The organism is Pseudomonas sp. MS19, assembly GCF_013277615.1.
Classification (GTDB): domain Bacteria; phylum Pseudomonadota; class Gammaproteobacteria; order Pseudomonadales; family Pseudomonadaceae; genus Aquipseudomonas; species Aquipseudomonas marincola.
This window is the reverse complement of record NZ_VBTO01000010.1, coordinates 79,671-97,873: the sequence shown is the minus strand read 5'-3', so window position 1 is coordinate 97,873 and position 18,203 is coordinate 79,671. Positions and strand designations below refer to the sequence as shown.

General features: G+C 57.3%; 19 protein-coding genes and 1 other RNA gene. 16 read left to right on the top strand and 4 right to left on the bottom strand.

Annotated features, from left to right (window positions below):
• Positions 1-86: 86 nt before the first annotated feature.
• The 7 genes from rplM (at position 87) to FEZ62_RS11845 (ending at position 4,898) form a co-directional block, all read left to right on the top strand.
• Entirely contained in the window at positions 87-515 is a 429-nt protein-coding gene (gene rplM / locus FEZ62_RS11875) for a 50S ribosomal protein L13 (RefSeq protein WP_069897891.1), read from the top strand.
• 14 nt (positions 516-529) lie between these two features.
• Positions 530-922: a 30S ribosomal protein S9 gene (gene rpsI, locus FEZ62_RS11870; protein ID WP_172927770.1), complete on the top strand. Its 393-nt coding sequence runs from the start codon at positions 530-532 to the stop codon at positions 920-922.
• 257 nt (positions 923-1,179) lie between these two features.
• The gene (gene petA / locus FEZ62_RS11865) at positions 1,180-1,773 is read left to right on the top strand and encodes a ubiquinol-cytochrome c reductase iron-sulfur subunit (RefSeq protein ID WP_069897889.1); all 594 of its coding nucleotides are present in this window, start codon (positions 1,180-1,182) and stop codon (positions 1,771-1,773) included.
• On the top strand, positions 1,773-2,984 hold the full coding sequence (locus FEZ62_RS11860; protein ID WP_069897888.1) for a cytochrome bc complex cytochrome b subunit: 1,212 nt from the start codon (positions 1,773-1,775) through the stop codon (positions 2,982-2,984). The genes petA and FEZ62_RS11860 overlap by 1 nt, the downstream gene beginning before the upstream one ends.
• A complete protein-coding gene (locus tag FEZ62_RS11855) occupies positions 2,984-3,763 on the top strand; it encodes a cytochrome c1 (protein ID WP_069897887.1) in 780 nt (259 codons plus the stop codon). The genes FEZ62_RS11860 and FEZ62_RS11855 overlap by 1 nt, the downstream gene beginning before the upstream one ends.
• Before the next feature lie 89 nt (positions 3,764-3,852).
• A complete protein-coding gene (locus FEZ62_RS11850) occupies positions 3,853-4,470 on the top strand; it encodes a glutathione S-transferase N-terminal domain-containing protein (RefSeq protein ID WP_069897886.1) in 618 nt (205 codons plus the stop codon).
• Between the two features lie 14 nt (positions 4,471-4,484).
• On the top strand, positions 4,485-4,898 hold the full coding sequence (locus FEZ62_RS11845; RefSeq protein ID WP_069897885.1) for a ClpXP protease specificity-enhancing factor: 414 nt from the start codon (positions 4,485-4,487) through the stop codon (positions 4,896-4,898).
• Positions 4,899-5,679: 781 nt separating this feature from the next.
• Here FEZ62_RS11845 and FEZ62_RS11840 read toward each other — a convergent pair.
• From FEZ62_RS11840 to FEZ62_RS11825, 4 genes are all read right to left on the bottom strand, one after another.
• Positions 5,680-6,213: a BON domain-containing protein gene (locus tag FEZ62_RS11840; protein WP_090513093.1), complete on the bottom strand. Its 534-nt coding sequence runs from the start codon at positions 6,211-6,213 to the stop codon at positions 5,680-5,682.
• Positions 6,210-6,803 carry a phosphoheptose isomerase gene (locus FEZ62_RS11835; RefSeq protein ID WP_150548517.1) on the bottom strand — a complete coding sequence of 198 codons (594 nt, stop codon included), beginning with the start codon at positions 6,801-6,803 and terminating at the stop codon, positions 6,210-6,212. The genes FEZ62_RS11840 and FEZ62_RS11835 overlap by 4 nt, the downstream gene beginning before the upstream one ends.
• A 117-nt stretch (positions 6,804-6,920) precedes the next feature.
• Complete coding sequence (locus FEZ62_RS11830; RefSeq protein WP_170827706.1) at positions 6,921-7,292, bottom strand: YraN family protein; 372 nt, start codon at positions 7,290-7,292, stop codon at positions 6,921-6,923.
• The gene (locus tag FEZ62_RS11825) at positions 7,292-9,103 is read right to left on the bottom strand and encodes a penicillin-binding protein activator (RefSeq protein ID WP_172927769.1); all 1,812 of its coding nucleotides are present in this window, start codon (positions 9,101-9,103) and stop codon (positions 7,292-7,294) included. Before FEZ62_RS11825 ends, FEZ62_RS11830 begins: the two co-directional genes overlap by 1 nt.
• Before the next feature lie 139 nt (positions 9,104-9,242).
• Between FEZ62_RS11825 and rsmI the strand changes: the two genes are divergently transcribed.
• The 9 genes from rsmI to mraY all read left to right on the top strand — a co-directional run bounded on the left by rsmI (position 9,243) and on the right by mraY (position 18,202).
• Positions 9,243-10,100: a 16S rRNA (cytidine(1402)-2'-O)-methyltransferase gene (gene rsmI / locus FEZ62_RS11820; RefSeq protein ID WP_345940442.1), complete on the top strand. Its 858-nt coding sequence runs from the start codon at positions 9,243-9,245 to the stop codon at positions 10,098-10,100.
• 95 nt (positions 10,101-10,195) lie between these two features.
• Positions 10,196-10,554, top strand: an RNA gene (gene rnpB, locus FEZ62_RS11815) — RNase P RNA component class A.
• A gap of 310 nt (positions 10,555-10,864) precedes the next feature.
• Positions 10,865-11,320, top strand: a complete 456-nt coding sequence (gene mraZ, locus FEZ62_RS11810; RefSeq protein ID WP_069897878.1) for a division/cell wall cluster transcriptional repressor MraZ — start codon at positions 10,865-10,867, stop codon at positions 11,318-11,320.
• A gap of 2 nt (positions 11,321-11,322) precedes the next feature.
• A complete protein-coding gene (gene rsmH / locus FEZ62_RS11805) occupies positions 11,323-12,264 on the top strand; it encodes a 16S rRNA (cytosine(1402)-N(4))-methyltransferase RsmH (RefSeq protein ID WP_069897877.1) in 942 nt (313 codons plus the stop codon).
• Positions 12,261-12,554, top strand: a complete 294-nt coding sequence (gene ftsL, locus FEZ62_RS11800) for a cell division protein FtsL (RefSeq protein ID WP_069897876.1) — start codon at positions 12,261-12,263, stop codon at positions 12,552-12,554. The genes rsmH and ftsL overlap by 4 nt, the downstream gene beginning before the upstream one ends.
• Positions 12,554-14,284, top strand: coding sequence for a penicillin-binding transpeptidase domain-containing protein (locus FEZ62_RS11795; protein WP_172927782.1), 1,731 nt, complete (start codon positions 12,554-12,556; stop codon positions 14,282-14,284). The genes ftsL and FEZ62_RS11795 overlap by 1 nt, the downstream gene beginning before the upstream one ends.
• Positions 14,284-15,747, top strand: a complete 1,464-nt coding sequence (locus FEZ62_RS11790; protein WP_172927767.1) for a UDP-N-acetylmuramoyl-L-alanyl-D-glutamate--2,6-diaminopimelate ligase — start codon at positions 14,284-14,286, stop codon at positions 15,745-15,747. Before FEZ62_RS11795 ends, FEZ62_RS11790 begins: the two co-directional genes overlap by 1 nt.
• Positions 15,740-17,119: a UDP-N-acetylmuramoyl-tripeptide--D-alanyl-D-alanine ligase gene (gene murF / locus FEZ62_RS11785; protein WP_172927766.1), complete on the top strand. Its 1,380-nt coding sequence runs from the start codon at positions 15,740-15,742 to the stop codon at positions 17,117-17,119. The genes FEZ62_RS11790 and murF overlap by 8 nt, the downstream gene beginning before the upstream one ends.
• Positions 17,120-18,202 (top strand): phospho-N-acetylmuramoyl-pentapeptide-transferase, encoded by a 1,083-nt coding sequence (mraY, locus tag FEZ62_RS11780; protein WP_069897872.1) that lies wholly within the window; start codon positions 17,120-17,122, stop codon positions 18,200-18,202.
• Position 18,203: the final 1 nt, after the last annotated feature.

Below are 18,203 nucleotides of genomic sequence, written 5' to 3'. Positions count from 1 at the left end.
CGGCTGCCTTTGACCTTGTCAAAGTACGCACTATTCAGTAAGATCCGCCGTCTTATTTATCAGGGCGGCCCCTGAGGCTATAAAGAATGAAGACTTTTACTGCTAAACCAGAAACAGTTAAGCGCGACTGGTTTGTCGTCGACGCTGCTGGTCAGACCCTGGGTCGTCTGGCTACCGAAATCGCTACTCGTCTGCGTGGCAAGCACAAGCCTGAGTACACTCCGCACGTAGATACTGGCGATTATATCGTTGTTATCAATGCTGAGCAGGTGCGTGTTACCGGTGCCAAGACTACCGATAAGATGTATTACTCTCACTCCGGTTTTCCGGGCGGCATCAAGTCGATCAACTTCGAAAAGCTGATCGCCAAGGCGCCAGAGCGCGTGATCGAGACCGCGGTTAAAGGCATGCTGCCTAAGAACCCGCTGGGTCGCGACATGTACCGTAAGCTGAAAGTCTATGCGGGCGCTGCTCACCCTCATACTGCTCAGCAGCCCCAAGAACTGAAGATTTAACGGAATAGTTCATTATGTCGGCGACTCAAAATTACGGCACTGGCCGTCGCAAGACTGCAACCGCACGCGTTTTCCTGCGTCCGGGTAACGGCAGCATCTCTATCAACAATCGTACGCTGGATACTTTCTTCGGTCGCGAAACTGCCCGCATGGTAGTTCGTCAGCCGCTGGAACTGACCGATCTGACCGAAAAGTTTGACGTTTTCGTTACCGTTGTTGGCGGTGGTGTGAGCGGTCAAGCTGGCGCAATCCGCCACGGTATCACTCGTGCGTTGATGGATTATGACGAGACTCTGCGTCCGGCTCTGCGTAAAGCAGGCTACGTGACTCGCGATGCTCGTGAAGTTGAACGTAAGAAAGTTGGTCTGCGCAAAGCGCGTAAGCGTCCGCAGTACTCGAAGCGTTAATTCGCTTCCTGCGTTCAAGAAAACGCCCAGTTTCCATTTCGGAGCTGGGCGTTTTTTATGGGTGCTAGACTACTGTGCGACAACGTGCCGCATCCTTACCAGCAGCGCGCTGCGAGGGAGTGCGCTGCACTTGGTTAGGTAATTGCCTTGTCAGTAAAGGGGCTTTTCTTTACCATTTGGCGAATTTTTTGCGCTACAAAATTTTATTTAAGTATAGGCCTGAACCACAGGCCACAAAGCTGATGGGAGACGACTGAATGAGCAATGACGGCGTGAATGCAGGCCGGCGTCGCTTCTTGGTAGCAGCCACCTCTGTGGTGGGCGCTGCAGGAGCGGTGGGTGCCGCGGTCCCGTTCGTGGGGTCATGGTTCCCGAGTGCCAAGGCTAAAGCAGCCGGTGCGCCTGTGAAGGTGAACGTGAGCAAGGTCGAGCCAGGCCAGCAGATGATTGCCGAATGGCGGGGGCAGCCGGTATTTATCGTGCGCCGTACCGAGGAGATCCTCGGTAACCTTGATAAGATCCACGACCGTGTCGCCGATCCGGAGTCAAAAGCTTCGGTTCAGCCGACCTACGTAGATCCGGTTACTCGTTCGATCAAACCAGAAGTGCTGCTGCTTATCGGCATCTGTACTCACCTGGGTTGCTCACCTACGTTCCGTCCAGAAGTCGCTCCGGCAGATTTGGGTCCTGAGTGGGTGGGGGGCTATTTCTGCCCATGCCACGGCTCGCGTTATGACATGGCAGGGCGCGTATACAAATCGCAGCCAGCGCCGCTGAATCTGCCAGTGCCGCCGCACTCGTATGAGACGGATGAGATTATCGTCGTCGGCGTGGACCAGGAGAAAGCCTGATGAGCAAGTTCATGGAATGGGTTGACGCCCGCTTTCCCGCCACAAAAATGTGGGAAGACCATCTAAGCAAGTATTACGCACCGAAGAACTTCAACTTCTTCTACTTCTTTGGCTCGCTGGCGCTGCTGGTTCTGGTTAACCAGATCCTCACCGGCATCTGGCTGACCATGAGCTACACGCCGTCGGCTGAAGAAGCATTTGCTTCGGTCGAATACATCATGCGTGATGTGGAATACGGCTGGATTCTGCGTCTGCTGCACTCGACGGGTGCTTCGGCATTCTTCATCGTGGTTTACATGCATATGTTCCGTGGCTTGCTCTACGGCTCGTATCAAAAGCCGCGTGAGCTGGTTTGGGTGTTCGGCATGCTGATCTACCTGGCGCTGATGGCTGAGGCCTTTATGGGCTACCTGCTGCCTTGGGGCCAGATGTCTTACTGGGGTGCACAGGTAATTATTTCGCTGTTCGGTGCCATTCCGGTTATCGGCGATGACCTGACCCAGTGGATTCGTGGTGACTACCTGATTTCGGGGATCACGCTGAACCGCTTCTTTGCCTTGCACGTTGTGGCGCTGCCAATCGTAATTCTCGGTCTGGTTGTGCTGCACATTCTGGCTCTGCACGAAGTGGGTTCGAACAACCCTGACGGCGTCGACATCAAGAAGAAAAAGGACGAGAACGGCATTCCGCTCGACGGCATCGCGTTCCACCCTTACTACACCGTTAAAGACATCGTTGGCGTTGTGGTCTTCCTGTTCATCTTCTGCTCGATCGTGTTCTTCTTCCCGGAAATGGGCGGATACTTCCTCGAGAAGCCGAACTTCGAAGTGGCCAACGCATTCAAGACGCCTGAACACATTGCACCGGTTTGGTACTTCACACCGTTCTACGCAATCCTGCGAGCGATTCCAGACAAGCTTCTGGGTGTAATCGCCATGGGTGCTGCGATTGCCGTGCTGTTCGTGTTGCCTTGGCTTGACCGTAGCCCGGTTAAATCCATGCGCTACAAGGGTTGGATGAGCAAGATCTGGTTGCTGGTCTTCTGCGTATCCTTCGTAATCCTTGGTGTGCTGGGTGTATTGGCGCCAACTCCAGGCCGTACCTTGCTCTCGCAAGTGTGCACGTTCCTGTATTTCGCGTACTTCATCCTGATGCCTTTCTACACCAGGATGGAAAAAACCAAACCGGTTCCGGAAAGGGTGACTGGCTGATGAAAAAGCTATTTGCAGCAATGATTGTGGCGTGTCTGCCAGCTCTCGCCTTCGCTAGCGCTGAAGGTGTGCATCTCGACAAGGTTGATATCGACCTGACTGATAAAGCAGCCATGCAGGACGGCGCGCGTACGTTCGCCAACTACTGCATGGGTTGCCACGGTGCCAAATTCCAACGTTATGAGCGCGTAGCTGATGACATTGGTGTGCCGCACGACGTAATGCTCGAAAACATCGTATTCACCGGTGCCAAAATCGGTGACCACATGCAGAACAGCATGCGCTCTGAAGACGCCAAGGCCTGGTTCGGTGCAGCGCCACCTGATCTGACTCTGGTTGCTCGTGTTCGTGGTAACGATTGGTTGTACACCTACCTGCGTAGCTTCTACGAAGACCCGGCACGCCCAATGGGTGTGAACAACAAGGTTTTCCACAACGTCGGTATGCCTAACGTTCTGGTTGGCCTGCAAGGTCGTCAGTACATCGGTTGCAAGCAGGTTCAGGTCGTCGAAGACGGCAAGAAGCAGTATGACCCGCTGACTGGTACGCCAATTACTCACGAAGGTTGTGATGAGTTGGTCGTCGAGCCGAAAACTGGCGAACTGAGCGAGGCCGAGTTTGACGAGAAGATCAAGAATCTGGTGACCTTCCTGGCTTACTCAGCTAACCCGGTAAAACTGGAAAGCCAGCGTATCGGTACATACGTTCTGCTGTTCCTGGCTTTCTTCTTCGTATTCGCCTATCTGCTCAAGCGTGAATACTGGAAGGACGTGCATTAATCTGCCGTCGCTCTGTTGTTGACCTGCGCGCCCATCTGGGCGCGCAGGTTTTTCTGCTTCAAATAACCATATAAGCGAGGAGGATCGCCATGGGCGTGACCAACCGGTTGGCCTGTTATTCCGACCCCGCCGACCACTACTCCCACCGCGTACGCATTGTGCTCGCCGAGAAGGGTGTCAGCGCCGAGATCATCACAGTAGAGCCGGGTCGTTATCCGCCGAAACTGCTTGAGGTCAATCCATACGCAAGCCTGCCTACTCTGGTCGACCGCGATCTGGCTCTGTACGAGTCAACCGTAGTGATGGAGTATCTGGATGAGCGTTACCCGCATCCGCCACTGTTGCCGGTTTATCCGGTTGCACGGGCAAATAGCCGTTTGCTGGTTCACCGTATACAACGCGATTGGTGTGCGTTGGTCGATCTGATTCTCGATCCGCGTAGCAAAGAACCCGCACGTGTTCAGGCGCGCAAGGAATTGCGTGAGAGCCTGACCGGGGTATCCCCACTTTTTGTCGACAAGCCATACTTCCTCAGTGAAGAAATGAGCCTGGTCGATTGCTGCCTGTTGCCGATTCTGTGGCGTTTACCGGTGCTCGGCATTGAGTTGCCAAAGCCGGCCAAGCCATTGCTCGACTACATGGAGCGTCAGTTTGCCCGCGAAGCGTTTCAAGCCAGCTTGTCTGGTGTTGAGCGCGATATGCGCTAATGCAGGAGGTCTCGATGAATTCAAGTCGCCCTTATCTGGTTCGTGCTCTTTACGAATGGATTGTCGATAACGGCTGTACCCCGCATTTGCTGGTGAATGCTGAATACCCGAACGTGAGCGTGCCGGCAGGTTTTGCCAACGACGGTCAGATCGTTCTCAATGTATCTCCCTCTGCCGTGCGTCATTTGCAGATGGATAACGAGGCCATCAGCTTCGAAGGCCGCTTTGGTGGCACGCCGCATAGCCTCTACGTTCCAGGTGCGGCCGTATTGGCCATTTACGCGCGTGAGAACGGTCAGGGCATGGTTTTCGATTTGGAGCCGCCTGTAGGCGAGGACGTTGAAGGCGAGGGCCCGGATGATCAGGGTCCACCGGATAGCGATCCACCACGACCAACCGGGCGCCCAAGCCTCAAGGTTGTGAAATAATTTAAAAAGGCGATCAAATGATCGCCTTTTTAATGCCCGCATAATGACGTTGGTTCATCACGCTCAATCACCGGAGGACGGATAGCCCCGGACCGGGGCAATCCGTCATGGCCATTTCGGATGACGGCGGATAATCCGCCCGAAGGATTCACGAGTCACTGTACAGTTCGTTTTGGGATTGATTCAGTCATTCGAGGCCGCCGAACAATCTCAACGGCATACACCCGCAATTGCGCCATGACGGATTCACCTGCGGTTTATCCATCCTCCGCGGGCATGATTATCAGTCACTGGAGGATGGATAGCCCCGTACCGGGGCTATCCGTCATGACCATTTCGGATAAGGGCAGATAATTCGCCCCGACGAATTCGAGCGTCGCTGTACGGTTCGCTTAGGAATTGCCTCAAGCATGTGAAATCGCCAAACAACCGAACCGCGTACACCCGCAATTACGTCATGACGGATTAACCTGCGGTTTATCCATCCTCCGTGGGCATGATTATCGGTCACCGGAGGATGGATAGCCCCGTGCCGGGGCAATCCGTCATGACTATTTCGGATGACGGCAGATAATCCGTTCCGACGAGTTCGGGCGTCTTTGTGTCGTTCGCTTATCGATCGCCTCAAACATCCGAAACCGCCAAACAACCACAAAGGTGTACACCCGCAATTACGCCATGACGGATTAACCTGCGGTTTATCCATCCTCCAGGTGTGTTTCTTTCGCCCATAAAAAATGGCGATCATTTGATCGCCATTTTTTATGGGGCAACTGTGCAATCAGTCGGTGTACTGGAACAGTTTGATGATTTTCTGCACGCCGCCTACACCTTGAACCACGTTGGTGGCTTGATTGGCTTCGGCGTGGGTCACAAGGCCCAGCATGTAAACGATACCGTTTTCGGTGATCACCTTGATGTTGGTGCTTGGCACGCTGGTGTCAGCCAGCATCGCGGTTTTGATTTGTGCGGTCAGCAAGGAGTCGTTGCTGCGTGCGAGCAGTGTGGTTGGCGGCAGAACCTGCAGCTCGTTGTAGACCTTTTTAACGCCTTGCACGCTGTTTACGGCGCGTTCAGCCAGTGCTTTGAGGTCGGCGCGCGGGGTTTGACCGGTCAGCAGGACCACGCCGTTGTAGCTGCTTAGCACGATGTGTGAGGTCGGACTACTCAGGTCGGCGCTGGCTTTCTGTACGCTTGAGCGCAGTTCCGGGTCGAGCAGCTTGTCGTCCAGCGAGTTGCCGATGCTGCGGTTGGTGCAGCCGGATACGGCGATGGCCAGTAGCAGGCCGGCGATGACTAGGGGTGAACGCTTCATTCTTCGCTCCCGAATAGTTGGCTGTCGATAAGGTCGCACAGGCAGTGAATGCTCAACAGATGAACTTCCTGAATTCGCGCAGTAGATTTTGCCGGCACACGGATTTCAACGTCTTCCGGCAGTAGCAGTGAGGCCATACCGCCGCCATCGCGCCCGGTCAGGGCGACTACAGTCATCTCGCGGTCGTGCGCCGCTTGAATGGCCTGGATGATATTGGCTGAGTTGCCGCTGGTCGAGATGGCGAGCAGCACGTCACCGGGTTGGCCGAGTGCGCGAATCTGCTTGGAGAAAATCTCGTTGTAGCTGTAATCGTTGGCGATCGAGGTAATGGTCGAGGTGTCGGTGGTCAGTGCAATGGCAGGCAGACTCGGACGCTCACGCTCGAAGCGGTTGAGCAATTCCGAGGAGAAATGCTGGGCATCGCCGGCTGAGCCGCCGTTACCGCAGGTGAGAATCTTGCCTTCATTAAGCAGCGCCTGAACCATGACCATGCTGGCATGCTCGATATACGGCGCTACAACGCTCATGGATTGCTGCTTGGTGTCGATGCTGGCTTGAAACAGCTGGCGAATACGGTCTTGCATATCCATCAGAGAAAATACCTTGTGGTGTGCGATTGCGCAGGAGCGGTGAAGGGGCAGCGCACTGTGTGGGCGGCCGCCATCTGCATAATAGATTGGCTTGCGCGGGTGTTTGTAGCGAATGGCTTACGCATCAAAGGCGTTCTTGATCCAGTTGAGTTGTGGCGGCGAATCAGGTTTATGGCTAATGGCTATGACATCAAAACGGCACGGATGTTTGCCCCAGCGTGATTCTTGTTGGAGAAAGTGGTTGGCGGCAATGCACAGTTTCTGCTGTTTGCGCCTGTCCACACTCTCGGCGGCGCCTCCCCATCCTGAGTGGCGCCGATAGCGAACTTCTACGAATACTACTGTATCTGCGTCTAGCATGACCAGATCGAGCTCGCCGCGACGGCAGCTCCAATTCTGGGTGATGAGGCGCAAACCTTGCTGTTTGAGGAAGTCGCAAGCCAGCGCTTCGGCGTCCTTGCCGGTGCTTTGCTTGCTACTTCGATCAATCAAAGAGGCGTGTCAGGCAGGCGCTGAACCTGTCCGTCGCGGAACTCGGCCCACGGCAGCTGGCGTTGAATACGCTGCTGAGCATCCAGCGACAGGCTGCCGGTAAAGCCATCGATACGGGTCGATGGCAGAGCTTTCAGCTGGCCGAGGCGTGGTGTCAGCGAGTAGGCATCAATGCCCATTGCGTAAATCCGGCCCAGGCCGCTGTTGGCTTGTGGCCATTGATTGCTGATGCGCTGGCGGGTCGGATCGCTGGAGTCGAGCAGCCACGGCGTTTCGCAGAACTGAATACCGGACAGATCCTGATATTGGGCCTGGTTGTAGACACCGGTGTACAGGTGCGAGGTCGCATACACCGCCATGTCGCCTGCGTATTGGAACGCCAGAGTCGGCTTGATCTGCTGCGCTTGCTGCGGGGTGGCGGCGAGGAAGATGAAGTCTACGTCCTGGCGAGGCGTGGGCTGTGCATCAACCGAGGTGCCGATGGTGCTCTCGACGTTTTGCGCGCGGGTTTCGCTTTCACGCAGTTTCAGCAGGCGGGCAATTTGTTGCGCCAGTTCTACCGGCTTGGACACGTGTTCGGCCGCAATCATGTTGCCGCCGCGAGCGCGCCAGTCGCTGCTGAAAGCTTCAAGAACGCGGTCGCCCCATGTGCCGCTCGGCACCAGTGCAAAGGCGCTGCGGCGACCATCAGCCCAGGCGCGGCGTGAGGCTTCGCGTGCTTCATCCTCAGCAGACAAACCGTATTGGAACAGTTGTGGCGGACCTTCCTTGTCGTTTTCGCTGTAGTTGAGGGCCAGTGTAGTGATGGGCAGTTGCTCGCGGTTGTTGAGCTGGGTGACCAGTTCCTTTTCCAGTGGCCCAACCACCAGTTGCACGCCGCTGGCCTGCGCCTGGCGGTAGAAATCATCAATCGAGGTCAGACGAGAGCTGTCGAAAAACTGGATGTTCGGCGCGGCTTGGCCGCTTTGCTGGGCTTCGAAGTTGGCAGCCATGAAGCCATCACGCAGTGCGCGCGATACGCTGGCCAAGCGACCTTCCATAGGCAAAAGCAGGGCGATCTCGGACAGCGGTTGGCTGGCCAGTTGCTGCAGATCCTGCAGGGATTTTGGCAGGTTCAGCGCTGCCGGGTGATTCGGGTGGGTGGCTTGCCAGTTGCTGATGGCCTGCTGCTGAGTTTCCAGCGTGCCAGCACCTTTGGTGGCGCTAGCCAGTTCCAGCCAGCCAGAGAGGTCGGCGTCACCTGTAGGTTGCAGCTGCTCTTTGGGCAGGCGCGAGACCAGCGACCAGATGGCTTCATGGTTGGCGGCTGCGGTGGCGCCGGTCAGCAGTGGTGCGATAAAGACGCGCTCGCGAGCGGCGGCAAGGGTCTGGCCGTCCTGCTCCAGTGCCGTGGCGCGAACCAACTGGCTGCGCGCCTGCTGCTCGACCGGCAACTCGCCGAGACGGGCAAAGCTTGGGTTCTGCAAGGCTTTAAGCGCCGCTTTCGGGCTCTTGCGCGCCAATGCCAGTTCCGCAGTTAAGGTGCTGGCGTAGATTTGCTGGGCAGGCTTCAAGCCTTCCATCTGCACTTGTTCGAGAATGCTGCTGGCGCGCCCGATGTCCTTCTGTTGGTAAGCCAGATCGGCGGCGGATAAACGCAGCAGATTAGCTTCTTCTGACTGGCTGTCGCCGGCCTCCTGGAGCAGCTGTTCAATGCTGGCTTGAGGGGTGCGAGGCAGTTCGCCGAGCGTGGATGAAGGGGAGCTGGCGCAAGCGGCAATCAGGCCAACGAGGCAGAGCACGATAAAGGGGCGCAGGCAGGCGATCATGTAAGCGTTCCTGATACTTGATCAAATTGAAGGGCGATTGTACCGAACCACTGGCTCAGGTGCGATGTTGGAGGTGCTAAACGGGTTACAATAGCCTCTTTTATACGATTCTTGGGGCGTTGCTGTGACAGAACCGGTTATTGCTAACTCACAGAAGGGCACGCTGTTTGTGGTCGCCACGCCCATCGGCAACCTGGAAGACATCAGCGCGCGGGCCATTCGTGTGCTTAATGAAGTCAGTTTGATCGCGGCGGAAGACACCCGCCACTCGGCGCGCCTGATGCAGCACTTCGGTATCGCGACGCCTCTGGCGGCTTGTCACGAGCACAATGAGCGTGATCAGGGCGGTCGTTTCATTTCGCGTTTGCAGGCGGGTGAGGATGTCGCGCTGATTTCCGATGCCGGCACGCCGCTGATATCTGATCCCGGTTATCACCTGGTCCGTCAGGCGCGTGCGGCGGGCTTTGCAGTGGTGCCCGTGCCGGGCGCCTGTGCGCTGATTGCGGCGTTGTCGGCCGCCGGCTTGCCGTCCGATCGATTCATCTTCGAAGGCTTTTTGCCGGCCAAGGCGGTGGGGCGTCGCGCGCGTCTTGAGCAGGTAAAGGAAGAGCCGCGTACCCTGATTTTCTATGAAGCGCCGCACCGCATTCTTGAATGCCTCGAAGACATGCGTTTGGTGTTTGGCGATGAGCGCCCGGCTTTGTTGGCGCGTGAAATCACCAAGACGTTTGAAACGTTGCAGGGCATGCCGCTGGTCGACTTGCATAGTTGGGTCGCCAGTGACAGCAATCAGCAGCGCGGCGAGTGTGTTGTGGTAGTGGCCGGCTGGCAGGCGCCAGAAAGTGATGCTGCGGTGAGCAGTGAAGCGCTGCGCGTGCTCGATTTGCTACTCAAGGATATGCCGCTCAAGCGAGCAGCCGCGCTGGCCGCGGAGATTACCGGCGTGCGTAAGAACCTGCTGTATCAGGTCGCGCTGGAGCGTCAGGGGCAGGCGTGATGCGTGTGGGGTTGGCGGCTTGCAGGTTTGAATTCAGTCAGTTAGCGCGGATTATCCTTGTCCTCAAAGGCATCTGTCGCTAACCTTGGCGCCGGAGAGTCGATCGGACAGTCGCTGCCGCGTTACGCATTGCGTAATGTGGGGGAGGAAAGTCCGGGCTCCATAGGGCGGAGTGCCAGGTAATGCCTGGGAGGCGTGAGCCTACGGAAAGTGCCACAGAAAACAACCGCCTAAGCGCTTCGGCGCCGGTAAGGGTGAAAAGGTGCGGTAAGAGCGCACCGCGCGGCTGGCAACAGTCCGTGGCTAGGTAAACCCCACTCGGAGCAAGACCAAATAGGGTTCCATTGGCGTGGCCCGCGCTGGAACCGGGTAGGTTGCTAAAGGCGTGCAGTGATGTACGTCGTAGAGGAATGACTGTCCTCGACAGAACCCGGCTTACAGATCGACTCTCCACCTTTATTCCTGCTGTATCGCAAAACTACATTTCCCGCCTTTCTAATACCTAAAAAATCTTACTCTTAATAAATCACTTTAACTTTGAAGTTCATTTCGCTGTGCCTGTTCGTTTTTAACTTTTCGAATGTTGCGCAGCTCACTCCATATCCCTCCTTATTTCCGTAAATCACCGTTCTATAAGGCTTTTTCCCTCGTGGAGTGCCTTGACGGTGGGGGGGTGGCGTTCCTATAGTGTGCGCAAGTGGTAAGAAGTGGCACGAAGTGGGTTTTTTTGGGCATGGAAAGCTAATAAAAGGGGATGTGCAACCGTGTTTCGCGGAGCTAACGCCATTAATCTCGACGCCAAAGGGCGGCTCGCGATGCCAAGTCGGTATCGGGATGAGCTCGTCTCGCGTTGTTCTGGCCAGCTCATCGTAACAATCGACGCCATTGACCCTTGTTTGTGCATCTATCCGCTCGCCGAGTGGGAAATCATTGAACAGAAATTGCGCGCGTTGGCTTCCTTCCGTGAAGAGAACCGTCGCTTGCAGCGTCTGTTGATTGGTAATGCCGTTGACCTTGAACTGGATGCCAGTGGTCGTTTCCTGGTTCCGCCGCGCTTGCGCGAATACGCAAAGCTGGACAAGCGCGCAATGCTGGTTGGCCAACTCGATAAATTTCAATTGTGGGATGAAGAAACCTGGAATGGCGTGGCAGAGGCTGATTTGGCCGCTATCAAACTACCGGGTGCTTTAACCGACGATCTACGTGACTTGATCCTGTGACTATGAATAGCAACTTCAGCCATATTACCGTGTTACTGGACGAAGCCGTCGAAGGCCTCGCCGTACGCGCTGACGGCTGCTATATCGATGGCACATTCGGGCGCGGCGGGCATAGCCGCCTGATACTCCAAACGCTCGGTGCAGAGGGGCGGTTGCTAGGGTTCGACAAAGACCCACTGGCAATCGCCACGGGAAATGCACTAGCGGCCGATGACGGCCGCTTTGTCGTTGTACAACGCAGTTTTGCGGAACTTGCCGAAGAAGCTGCTGTCCGCGGAATCGACGGCAAAATCAGCGGCATTCTGCTCGACCTCGGTGTCTCTTCTCCGCAACTGGACGATGCCGAGCGCGGTTTCAGCTTCCTTAATGACGGCCCGCTGGACATGCGCATGGACCCGGATCGTGGCGTGAGCGCAGCCCAGTTCATTGCCACCGCCAGCGAAGAAGAAATCGCCCGCGTATTCAAGGAATACGGCGAAGAACGTTTTGCCAAGCGCATGGCACGCGCCGTTGTGCAGCGCCGCAGCGAGCAGGCGTTTGAGCGCACCGCAGATTTGGCGCAGGTGTTGACCGTGGCCAATCCCGCCTGGGAAAAAGGCAAGAATCCGGCAACCCGTGCCTTCCAGGGCCTGCGTATCTACATCAATAACGAGCTGGGCGACCTTGAGCGTGGCCTCGATGCAGCGCTGGAATCCCTTGAAGTGGGCGGTCGTCTGGTGGTGATCAGCTTCCATTCGCTGGAAGACCGCATCGTCAAGCAGTTCATGCGCAAGCACGCCAAGGGCGAGGCCGACAAGTTGCCGCGTGACCTGCCAATTATCCCCAAGGCATTCGAACCACGCCTGAAACTGATTGGCAAGCCGGTGTTTGCCTCGGAAGCCGAACTCAAAGCCAACCCCCGTTCGCGTAGCGCCGTAATGCGCATCGCCGAGAAAGTCAGATGAGCATGCAGTCGCTGAAGACACTGCCGCGCGGCACGCTGCTGATGCTGCTGCTGTTCATCGCCGTCATTATGTCGGCGTTGGCTGTGTCTTACTGCGCGCACTGGAATCGCCAGTTGCTCAACAACCTCTACTCCGAACTCAGCGTGCGCGACAAAGCTCAGGCTGAGTGGGGCCGCCTGATCCTTGAGCAGAGCACCTGGACGGCGCATAACCGTATCGAAACACTGGCCCACGATCAGCTTGGCATGCGCATTCCCGATGCCGGCGAAGTAAGGATGGTGGCGCCATGATCAGACTCGAAGGCGCACTTTATCCGTGGCGTTTCAGAGTTGTGCTGTTCCTGTTGGCGCTGATGGTGGCCGCTATTGTCTGGCGCATCATTGATCTGCAGATTTTTGATCATGACTTCCTGCAGGCTCACGGCGATGCGCGCAGCGTGCGCCACATCCCGATCCCTGCACACCGCGGTCTGGTAACAGACCGTAATGGCGAGCCGCTGGCGGTCAGTACGCCGGTCACCACTTTGTGGGGCAATGGCAAAGAACTGCAGCAAGCCAAGGCGCAGTGGCCAGTACTGGCTAAAGCGTTGGGCCAGAATCAGGAAGATTTTGCCAAGCGCCTGCAGGCCAGCGCCGAGCGTGAGTTCCTTTATCTGGTGCGCGGGCTGACGCCTGAGCAGGGCCAGCGCATTCTTGACCTGAAAATCCCCGGGGTTTATTCCAGCGAGGAATTCCGTCGTTTCTATCCGGCGGGCGAAGTGACCGCACACGTGGTCGGCTTCACTGATATTGATGACCGTGGCCGTGAAGGCATGGAATTGGCGTTTGATGATTGGCTGGCCGGTGTGCCGGGCAAGCGTCAGGTGTTGAAAGATCGTCGCGGCCGTCTGATTAAAGATGTGCAGGTCACGCAGAACGCCAAGCCGGGTAAAACCCTGGCCTTGTCGATTGACCTGCGCCTGCAATATCTGGCTCACCGCGAATTGCGCAATGCGCTGGTCGAGTTCGGCGCCAAAGCCGGCAGCCTGGTGATGGTCGACGTCAAGACAGGTGAAGTGTTGGCGATGGTTAACCAGCCGACCTACAACCCAAACAATCGCCGCACCCTGCAACCGGCCGCCATGCGTAACCGCGCCATGACTGACCTGTTCGAGCCGGGCTCGACGGTTAAGCCGTTCTCGATCAGCGCCGCGCTGGAAACTGGCCGCTGGAAGCCGACCGACACCGTTAATGTCGCGCCGGGCTGGCTGCGTATTGGTCGTTACACCATCCGCGACGTGTCGCGTAACAGCGGTGTACTTGATCTCACCGGAATTTTGATCAAGTCGAGTAACGTCGGCGTGAGCAAGGTGGCCTTTGATATCGGCGCCGAGTCGATTTACAGCGTGATGCAGCAAGTCGGTTTTGGTCAGGATACCGGCCTCAGCTTCCCTGGCGAGCGCGTCGGCAATCTGCCCAACCATCGCAAGTGGGGCCAAGCTGAAACGGCCACATTGGCCTACGGCTACGGCCTTTCGGTAACCGCCGTGCAGTTGGCTCATGCCTACGCAGCGCTGGCGAATGACGGCCGCACCGTGCCGTTGTCGATGATTCGAGTTGATAAGACGCCAGACAGCGTACAAGTGATTCCCGAAGATGTTGCGCAGACTGTGCACGGCATGTTGCAGCAAGTGATTGAAGCGCCAGGCGGCGTTTACCGCGCACAAGTGCCTGGCTATCACGTAGCGGGCAAGAGCGGCACGGCACGTAAGGTAAGTGTCGGGACTAAAGGTTATCGCGAGAATGCCTATCGCTCGCTGTTTGCAGGTTTCGCACCGGTCAACAATCCGCGTATTGCGCTTGCCGTCGTCATCGATGAGCCAAGTCAGGGCGGTTACTACGGTGGTTTGGTTTCTGCTCCGGTGTTCAGTCGCGTAATGGCAGGCGGTTTGCGCCTGATGAACGTGACTCCGGATAACTTGCCAAAGGACGAAGCTGTGCAGACCGTAGATGCTGCGTCGACTAAAGGAGGGCGCGGCTGATGCCAATGCCACTTAGCCAACTTATTCCTAAAGCGCAGTCGAGCACCTTGATTCGCGAATTGACCCTGGACAGCCGCAAAGTGCGTCCGGGCGACTTGTTTCTGGCGGTGCCGGGGCTGGCTCAGGATGGCCGCGAGCACATCGCCGACGCATTGGAGCGCGGCGCTGCTGCTGTTGCTTATGAAGCCGAAGGCGCGTTCGACATGAGCGTCGATAACGCCGAGTTGGTTGCGATCAAAGGCCTGGCTGGCCAGCTTTCGGCTATCGCCGGTCGTTTCTACGGTGAGCCGAGCCGCGCCCTGCATATGGTCGGCATCACCGGCACCAACGGCAAAACCAGCGTCAGCCAATTGCTGGCGCAGGCATTGGACATGCTCGGCGAGCCATGCGGCATCGTTGGCACGTTAGGCAATGGCTTCTACAACGCGCTGACTCAGGGCAAGCACACCACGCCGGACCCGATTGGGGTGCAGGCTGTGCTGGCGGACCTGAAAAAATCCCATGCGCGTGCCGTGGCGATGGAAGTCTCGTCCCATGGTCTCGATCAGGGCCGAGTGGCAGCGCTGGCATTTGATGTTGCCGTGCTGACCAATCTTTCCCGCGATCACCTCGATTACCACGGTTCGATGGAAGCCTACGCGGCCGCCAAAGCCAAGCTTTTCGCATGGCCTGGCCTGCGTTGCCGCGTACTTAATCTGGATGACAGCTTCGGTCAGAAACTGGCGCAAGAGCAGCACGACTCGCGTCTGATCACTTACAGCCTGATCGACAGCAGTGCTTACCTGTTCTGCGACGCGCTGCAGTTTGATGATCACGGCGTTCGCGCCAAGCTGGTAACCCCGCGTGGTGAAGGTATTCTGCGCAGCACCTTGCTGGGCCGCTTCAACCTGAGCAACCTGCTGGCCGTGGTTGGCGCTCTGCTGGCGCTGGATTACGCGCTGGATGAAATTCTCAAGGTGCTGCCAAACCTGCAAGGCCCGGTTGGCCGCATGCAGCGTTTGGGCGGCGCCGAAAAGCCATTGGTTGTGGTCGATTACGCCCACACTCCGGATGCGCTGGAAAAAGTACTTGAAGCACTGCGCCCACATGTTCAGGGGCGTCTGACCTGCGTGTTTGGCTGCGGTGGTGACCGCGACCGCGGTAAGCGTCCGCTGATGGCCGAAGTGGTCGAGCGTCTGGCCGATGCTGTGATAGTTACCGATGACAACCCGCGCACCGAAGCGCCCGAGCAAATCTTTGCTGATATCCGTCAGGGCTTTGTTGCGCCCGACGCTGTCGAGTTCGTCGCCGGACGCGGTCTGGCCATCGCCAAGGTCGTTGCGGCGGCGCAAGCCAGCGATATCGTCGTGCTGGCTGGCAAGGGGCACGAGGATTACCAGGAAATCAACGGCGTGCGCCAGCCGTTCTCGGATCTGGTCGAAGCGGCTAATGCTCTCACAGCCTGGGAGAATGCTCATGCTTAAGGCACTGCGTTTTTCTGAGTTGTTGAGCGCACTTGATGCGCAGCTTATCGGTGCTGACGGCGAGTTCGATGCAGTCAATACCGACAGCCGCAGCATCAAGCCGGGTCAGCTGTTCATTGCCCTGACCGGTCCGCGCTTCGATGGCCACGACTATTTGAATGAAGTCGCCGGCAAGGGCGCTGTCGCCGCTCTGGTCGAACGCCACATAGCCGATTCAACCTTGCCGCAGCTAATCGTCAAAGATTGCCGCGTGGCACTCGGTCAGCTGGCCGCAATGAACCGCAAAGCCTACCGTGGCCCACTGGCTGCGGTTACCGGCTCAAGCGGCAAAACCACAGTTAAAGAGATGCTGGCCAGCATCATGCGCGAAGCCAATGCAGGGGAGGCCTCGGCCGTGCTGGCGACGCGCGGCAACCTGAACAATGATTTGGGCGCACCGCTGATCTTGCTCGAACTGAACCCCGAGCATAAAGCAGCGGTTATCGAGCTGGGCGCATCGCGCGTTGGCGAAATTGCCTACACCGTTAGCCTGGCCAAGCCGCAGGTGGCGATGATCACCAACGCAGGTACTGCACATGTTGGCGAGTTTGGCGGCCCGGAAAAAATCGTTGAAGCCAAGGGCGAAATCATCGCCAGCCTGAGCGAGCACCACATTGCGGTGCTGAACAAGGACGACGCGGCGTTTGCCATCTGGAGCGAGCGCGCCAAGCCCGCGTCTGTTCTGAGTTTTGCCAAGGTCGACAGCAGCGCCGATTTTCACGCCAGCGATTGCAGTCGTGACCCGCGTGGTTGCGCCAATTTCACCCTCAATTGCAGTGAGGGCATGGCGCGCATTCAGCTCAACTTGCTGGGCGAGCACAACATCAGCAATGCGCTGGCTGCTGCGGCCGCTGCACATGCGCTGAGCGTACCGCTCATCGATATCAAGGCCGGGCTCGAAGCGCTGCAACCGGTGAAAGGCCGTGCAGTAGCGCAGTTGGCGCCCAATGGGATGCGCGTAATCGATGACACCTACAACGCAAATCCCGCGTCGATTTGCGCGGCGATTGATATACTCGCGGGCTTTTCCGGCCGCACTGTTCTGGTGCTCGGAGATATGGGCGAATTGGGGGAATGGGCTGAGCAAAGTCACCGTGCTGTTGGCGAGTACGCCAAGGGCAAAGTTGATGCGCTGTATGCCGTCGGACCGCTGATGAGTTTTGCTGTAGAAGAATTCGCAATAAATGGCCGGCATTTCGCCGATCAAGCCAGCCTGATCGAAGCGCTTCGCCTCGAGTCGGGTGACACCACTGTACTTATTAAAGGTTCACGCAGCGCCGCGATGGAGAAAATCGTCGCGGCTCTTTGTGGCACGTCTGGGGAGATTCACTAAATGCTGCTGCTGCTGGCCGAGTACCTGCAACAGTTCCACACTGGTTTCGCTGTATTCCAGTACCTGACACTGCGCGGAATTCTCGGTGTGCTCACTGCACTGGTTATCGCGCTGTGCCTCGGCCCGTGGATGATCCGTACCTTGCAAACCCGTCAAATCGGCCAGTCGGTGCGTAATGACGGCCCGCAATCGCACCTGTCAAAGAAAGGCACGCCGACCATGGGTGGCGCGCTGATCCTGTCTGCCATTACCGTCAGCACCCTGTTGTGGGCAGACCTGAGCAACCGTTACGTCTGGGTGGTTCTGGCTGTAACCCTGCTGTTCGGCGCTGTGGGCTGGGTGGATGACTACCGCAAGGTGATCGAGAAGAATTCGCGCGGCCTGCCGAGCCGCTGGAAGTATTTCTGGCAGTCGGTATTTGGCTTAAGCGCTGCCGTGTTCCTTTATATGACGGCGCAAACACCGGTTGAAACCACGCTGATCCTGCCTCTGCTGAAAGATGTCAGCATTCCGCTGGGCGCTGGCTTCGTCGTACTGACCTATCTGGTAATCGTGGGCTCAAGCAACGCGGTCAACCTGACTGACGGCCTTGATGGTCTGGCCATTCTCCCGACCGTGATGGTTGGTGGTGCGCTGGGGATCTTCTGCTACCTGTCGGGCAACGTGAAATTCGCTGATTACCTGCTGATTCCTTACGTGCCAGGCGCGGGCGAGCTGATCGTGTTTTGCTCGGCGCTGGTGGGTGCCGGTCTCGGTTTCCTCTGGTTCAACACCTATCCGGCCCAGGTCTTTATGGGTGACGTTGGCGCGCTGGCGCTGGGCGCTGCACTGGGCACCATCGCCGTCATCGTGCGCCAGGAAGTGGTGCTGTTCATCATGGGTGGCGTGTTCGTGATGGAAACCCTGTCGGTCATCATCCAGGTCGCTTCATTCAAGTTGACCGGCAAGCGCGTGTTCCGCATGGCGCCGATCCATCACCACTTCGAATTGAAGGGCTGGCCGGAGCCGCGGGTGATTGTACGTTTCTGGATCATCACCGTGATTTTGGTGTTGATCGGTCTTTCCACTTTGAAATTGCGTTGAG

Coding starts and splice junctions, on each gene's coding strand:
- mraY (WP_069897872.1), top strand. CDS start 17,120: ATGCTGCTGCTGCTGGCCGAGTACCTGCAACAGTTCCACACTGGTTTC.
- ftsL (WP_069897876.1), top strand. CDS start 12,261: ATGAGCATGCAGTCGCTGAAGACACTGCCGCGCGGCACGCTGCTGATG.
- FEZ62_RS11825 (WP_172927769.1), bottom strand. CDS start 9,103: ATGATCGCCTGCCTGCGCCCCTTTATCGTGCTCTGCCTCGTTGGCCTG.
- FEZ62_RS11840 (WP_090513093.1), bottom strand. CDS start 6,213: ATGAAGCGTTCACCCCTAGTCATCGCCGGCCTGCTACTGGCCATCGCC.
- FEZ62_RS11790 (WP_172927767.1), top strand. CDS start 14,284: ATGCCAATGCCACTTAGCCAACTTATTCCTAAAGCGCAGTCGAGCACC.
- rsmH (WP_069897877.1), top strand. CDS start 11,323: ATGAATAGCAACTTCAGCCATATTACCGTGTTACTGGACGAAGCCGTC.
- FEZ62_RS11845 (WP_069897885.1), top strand. CDS start 4,485: ATGAATTCAAGTCGCCCTTATCTGGTTCGTGCTCTTTACGAATGGATT.
- murF (WP_172927766.1), top strand. CDS start 15,740: ATGCTTAAGGCACTGCGTTTTTCTGAGTTGTTGAGCGCACTTGATGCG.
- petA (WP_069897889.1), top strand. CDS start 1,180: ATGAGCAATGACGGCGTGAATGCAGGCCGGCGTCGCTTCTTGGTAGCA.
- FEZ62_RS11850 (WP_069897886.1), top strand. CDS start 3,853: ATGGGCGTGACCAACCGGTTGGCCTGTTATTCCGACCCCGCCGACCAC.
- FEZ62_RS11835 (WP_150548517.1), bottom strand. CDS start 6,803: ATGGATATGCAAGACCGTATTCGCCAGCTGTTTCAAGCCAGCATCGAC.
- rplM (WP_069897891.1), top strand. CDS start 87: ATGAAGACTTTTACTGCTAAACCAGAAACAGTTAAGCGCGACTGGTTT.
- FEZ62_RS11860 (WP_069897888.1), top strand. CDS start 1,773: ATGAGCAAGTTCATGGAATGGGTTGACGCCCGCTTTCCCGCCACAAAA.
- FEZ62_RS11855 (WP_069897887.1), top strand. CDS start 2,984: ATGAAAAAGCTATTTGCAGCAATGATTGTGGCGTGTCTGCCAGCTCTC.
- rpsI (WP_172927770.1), top strand. CDS start 530: ATGTCGGCGACTCAAAATTACGGCACTGGCCGTCGCAAGACTGCAACC.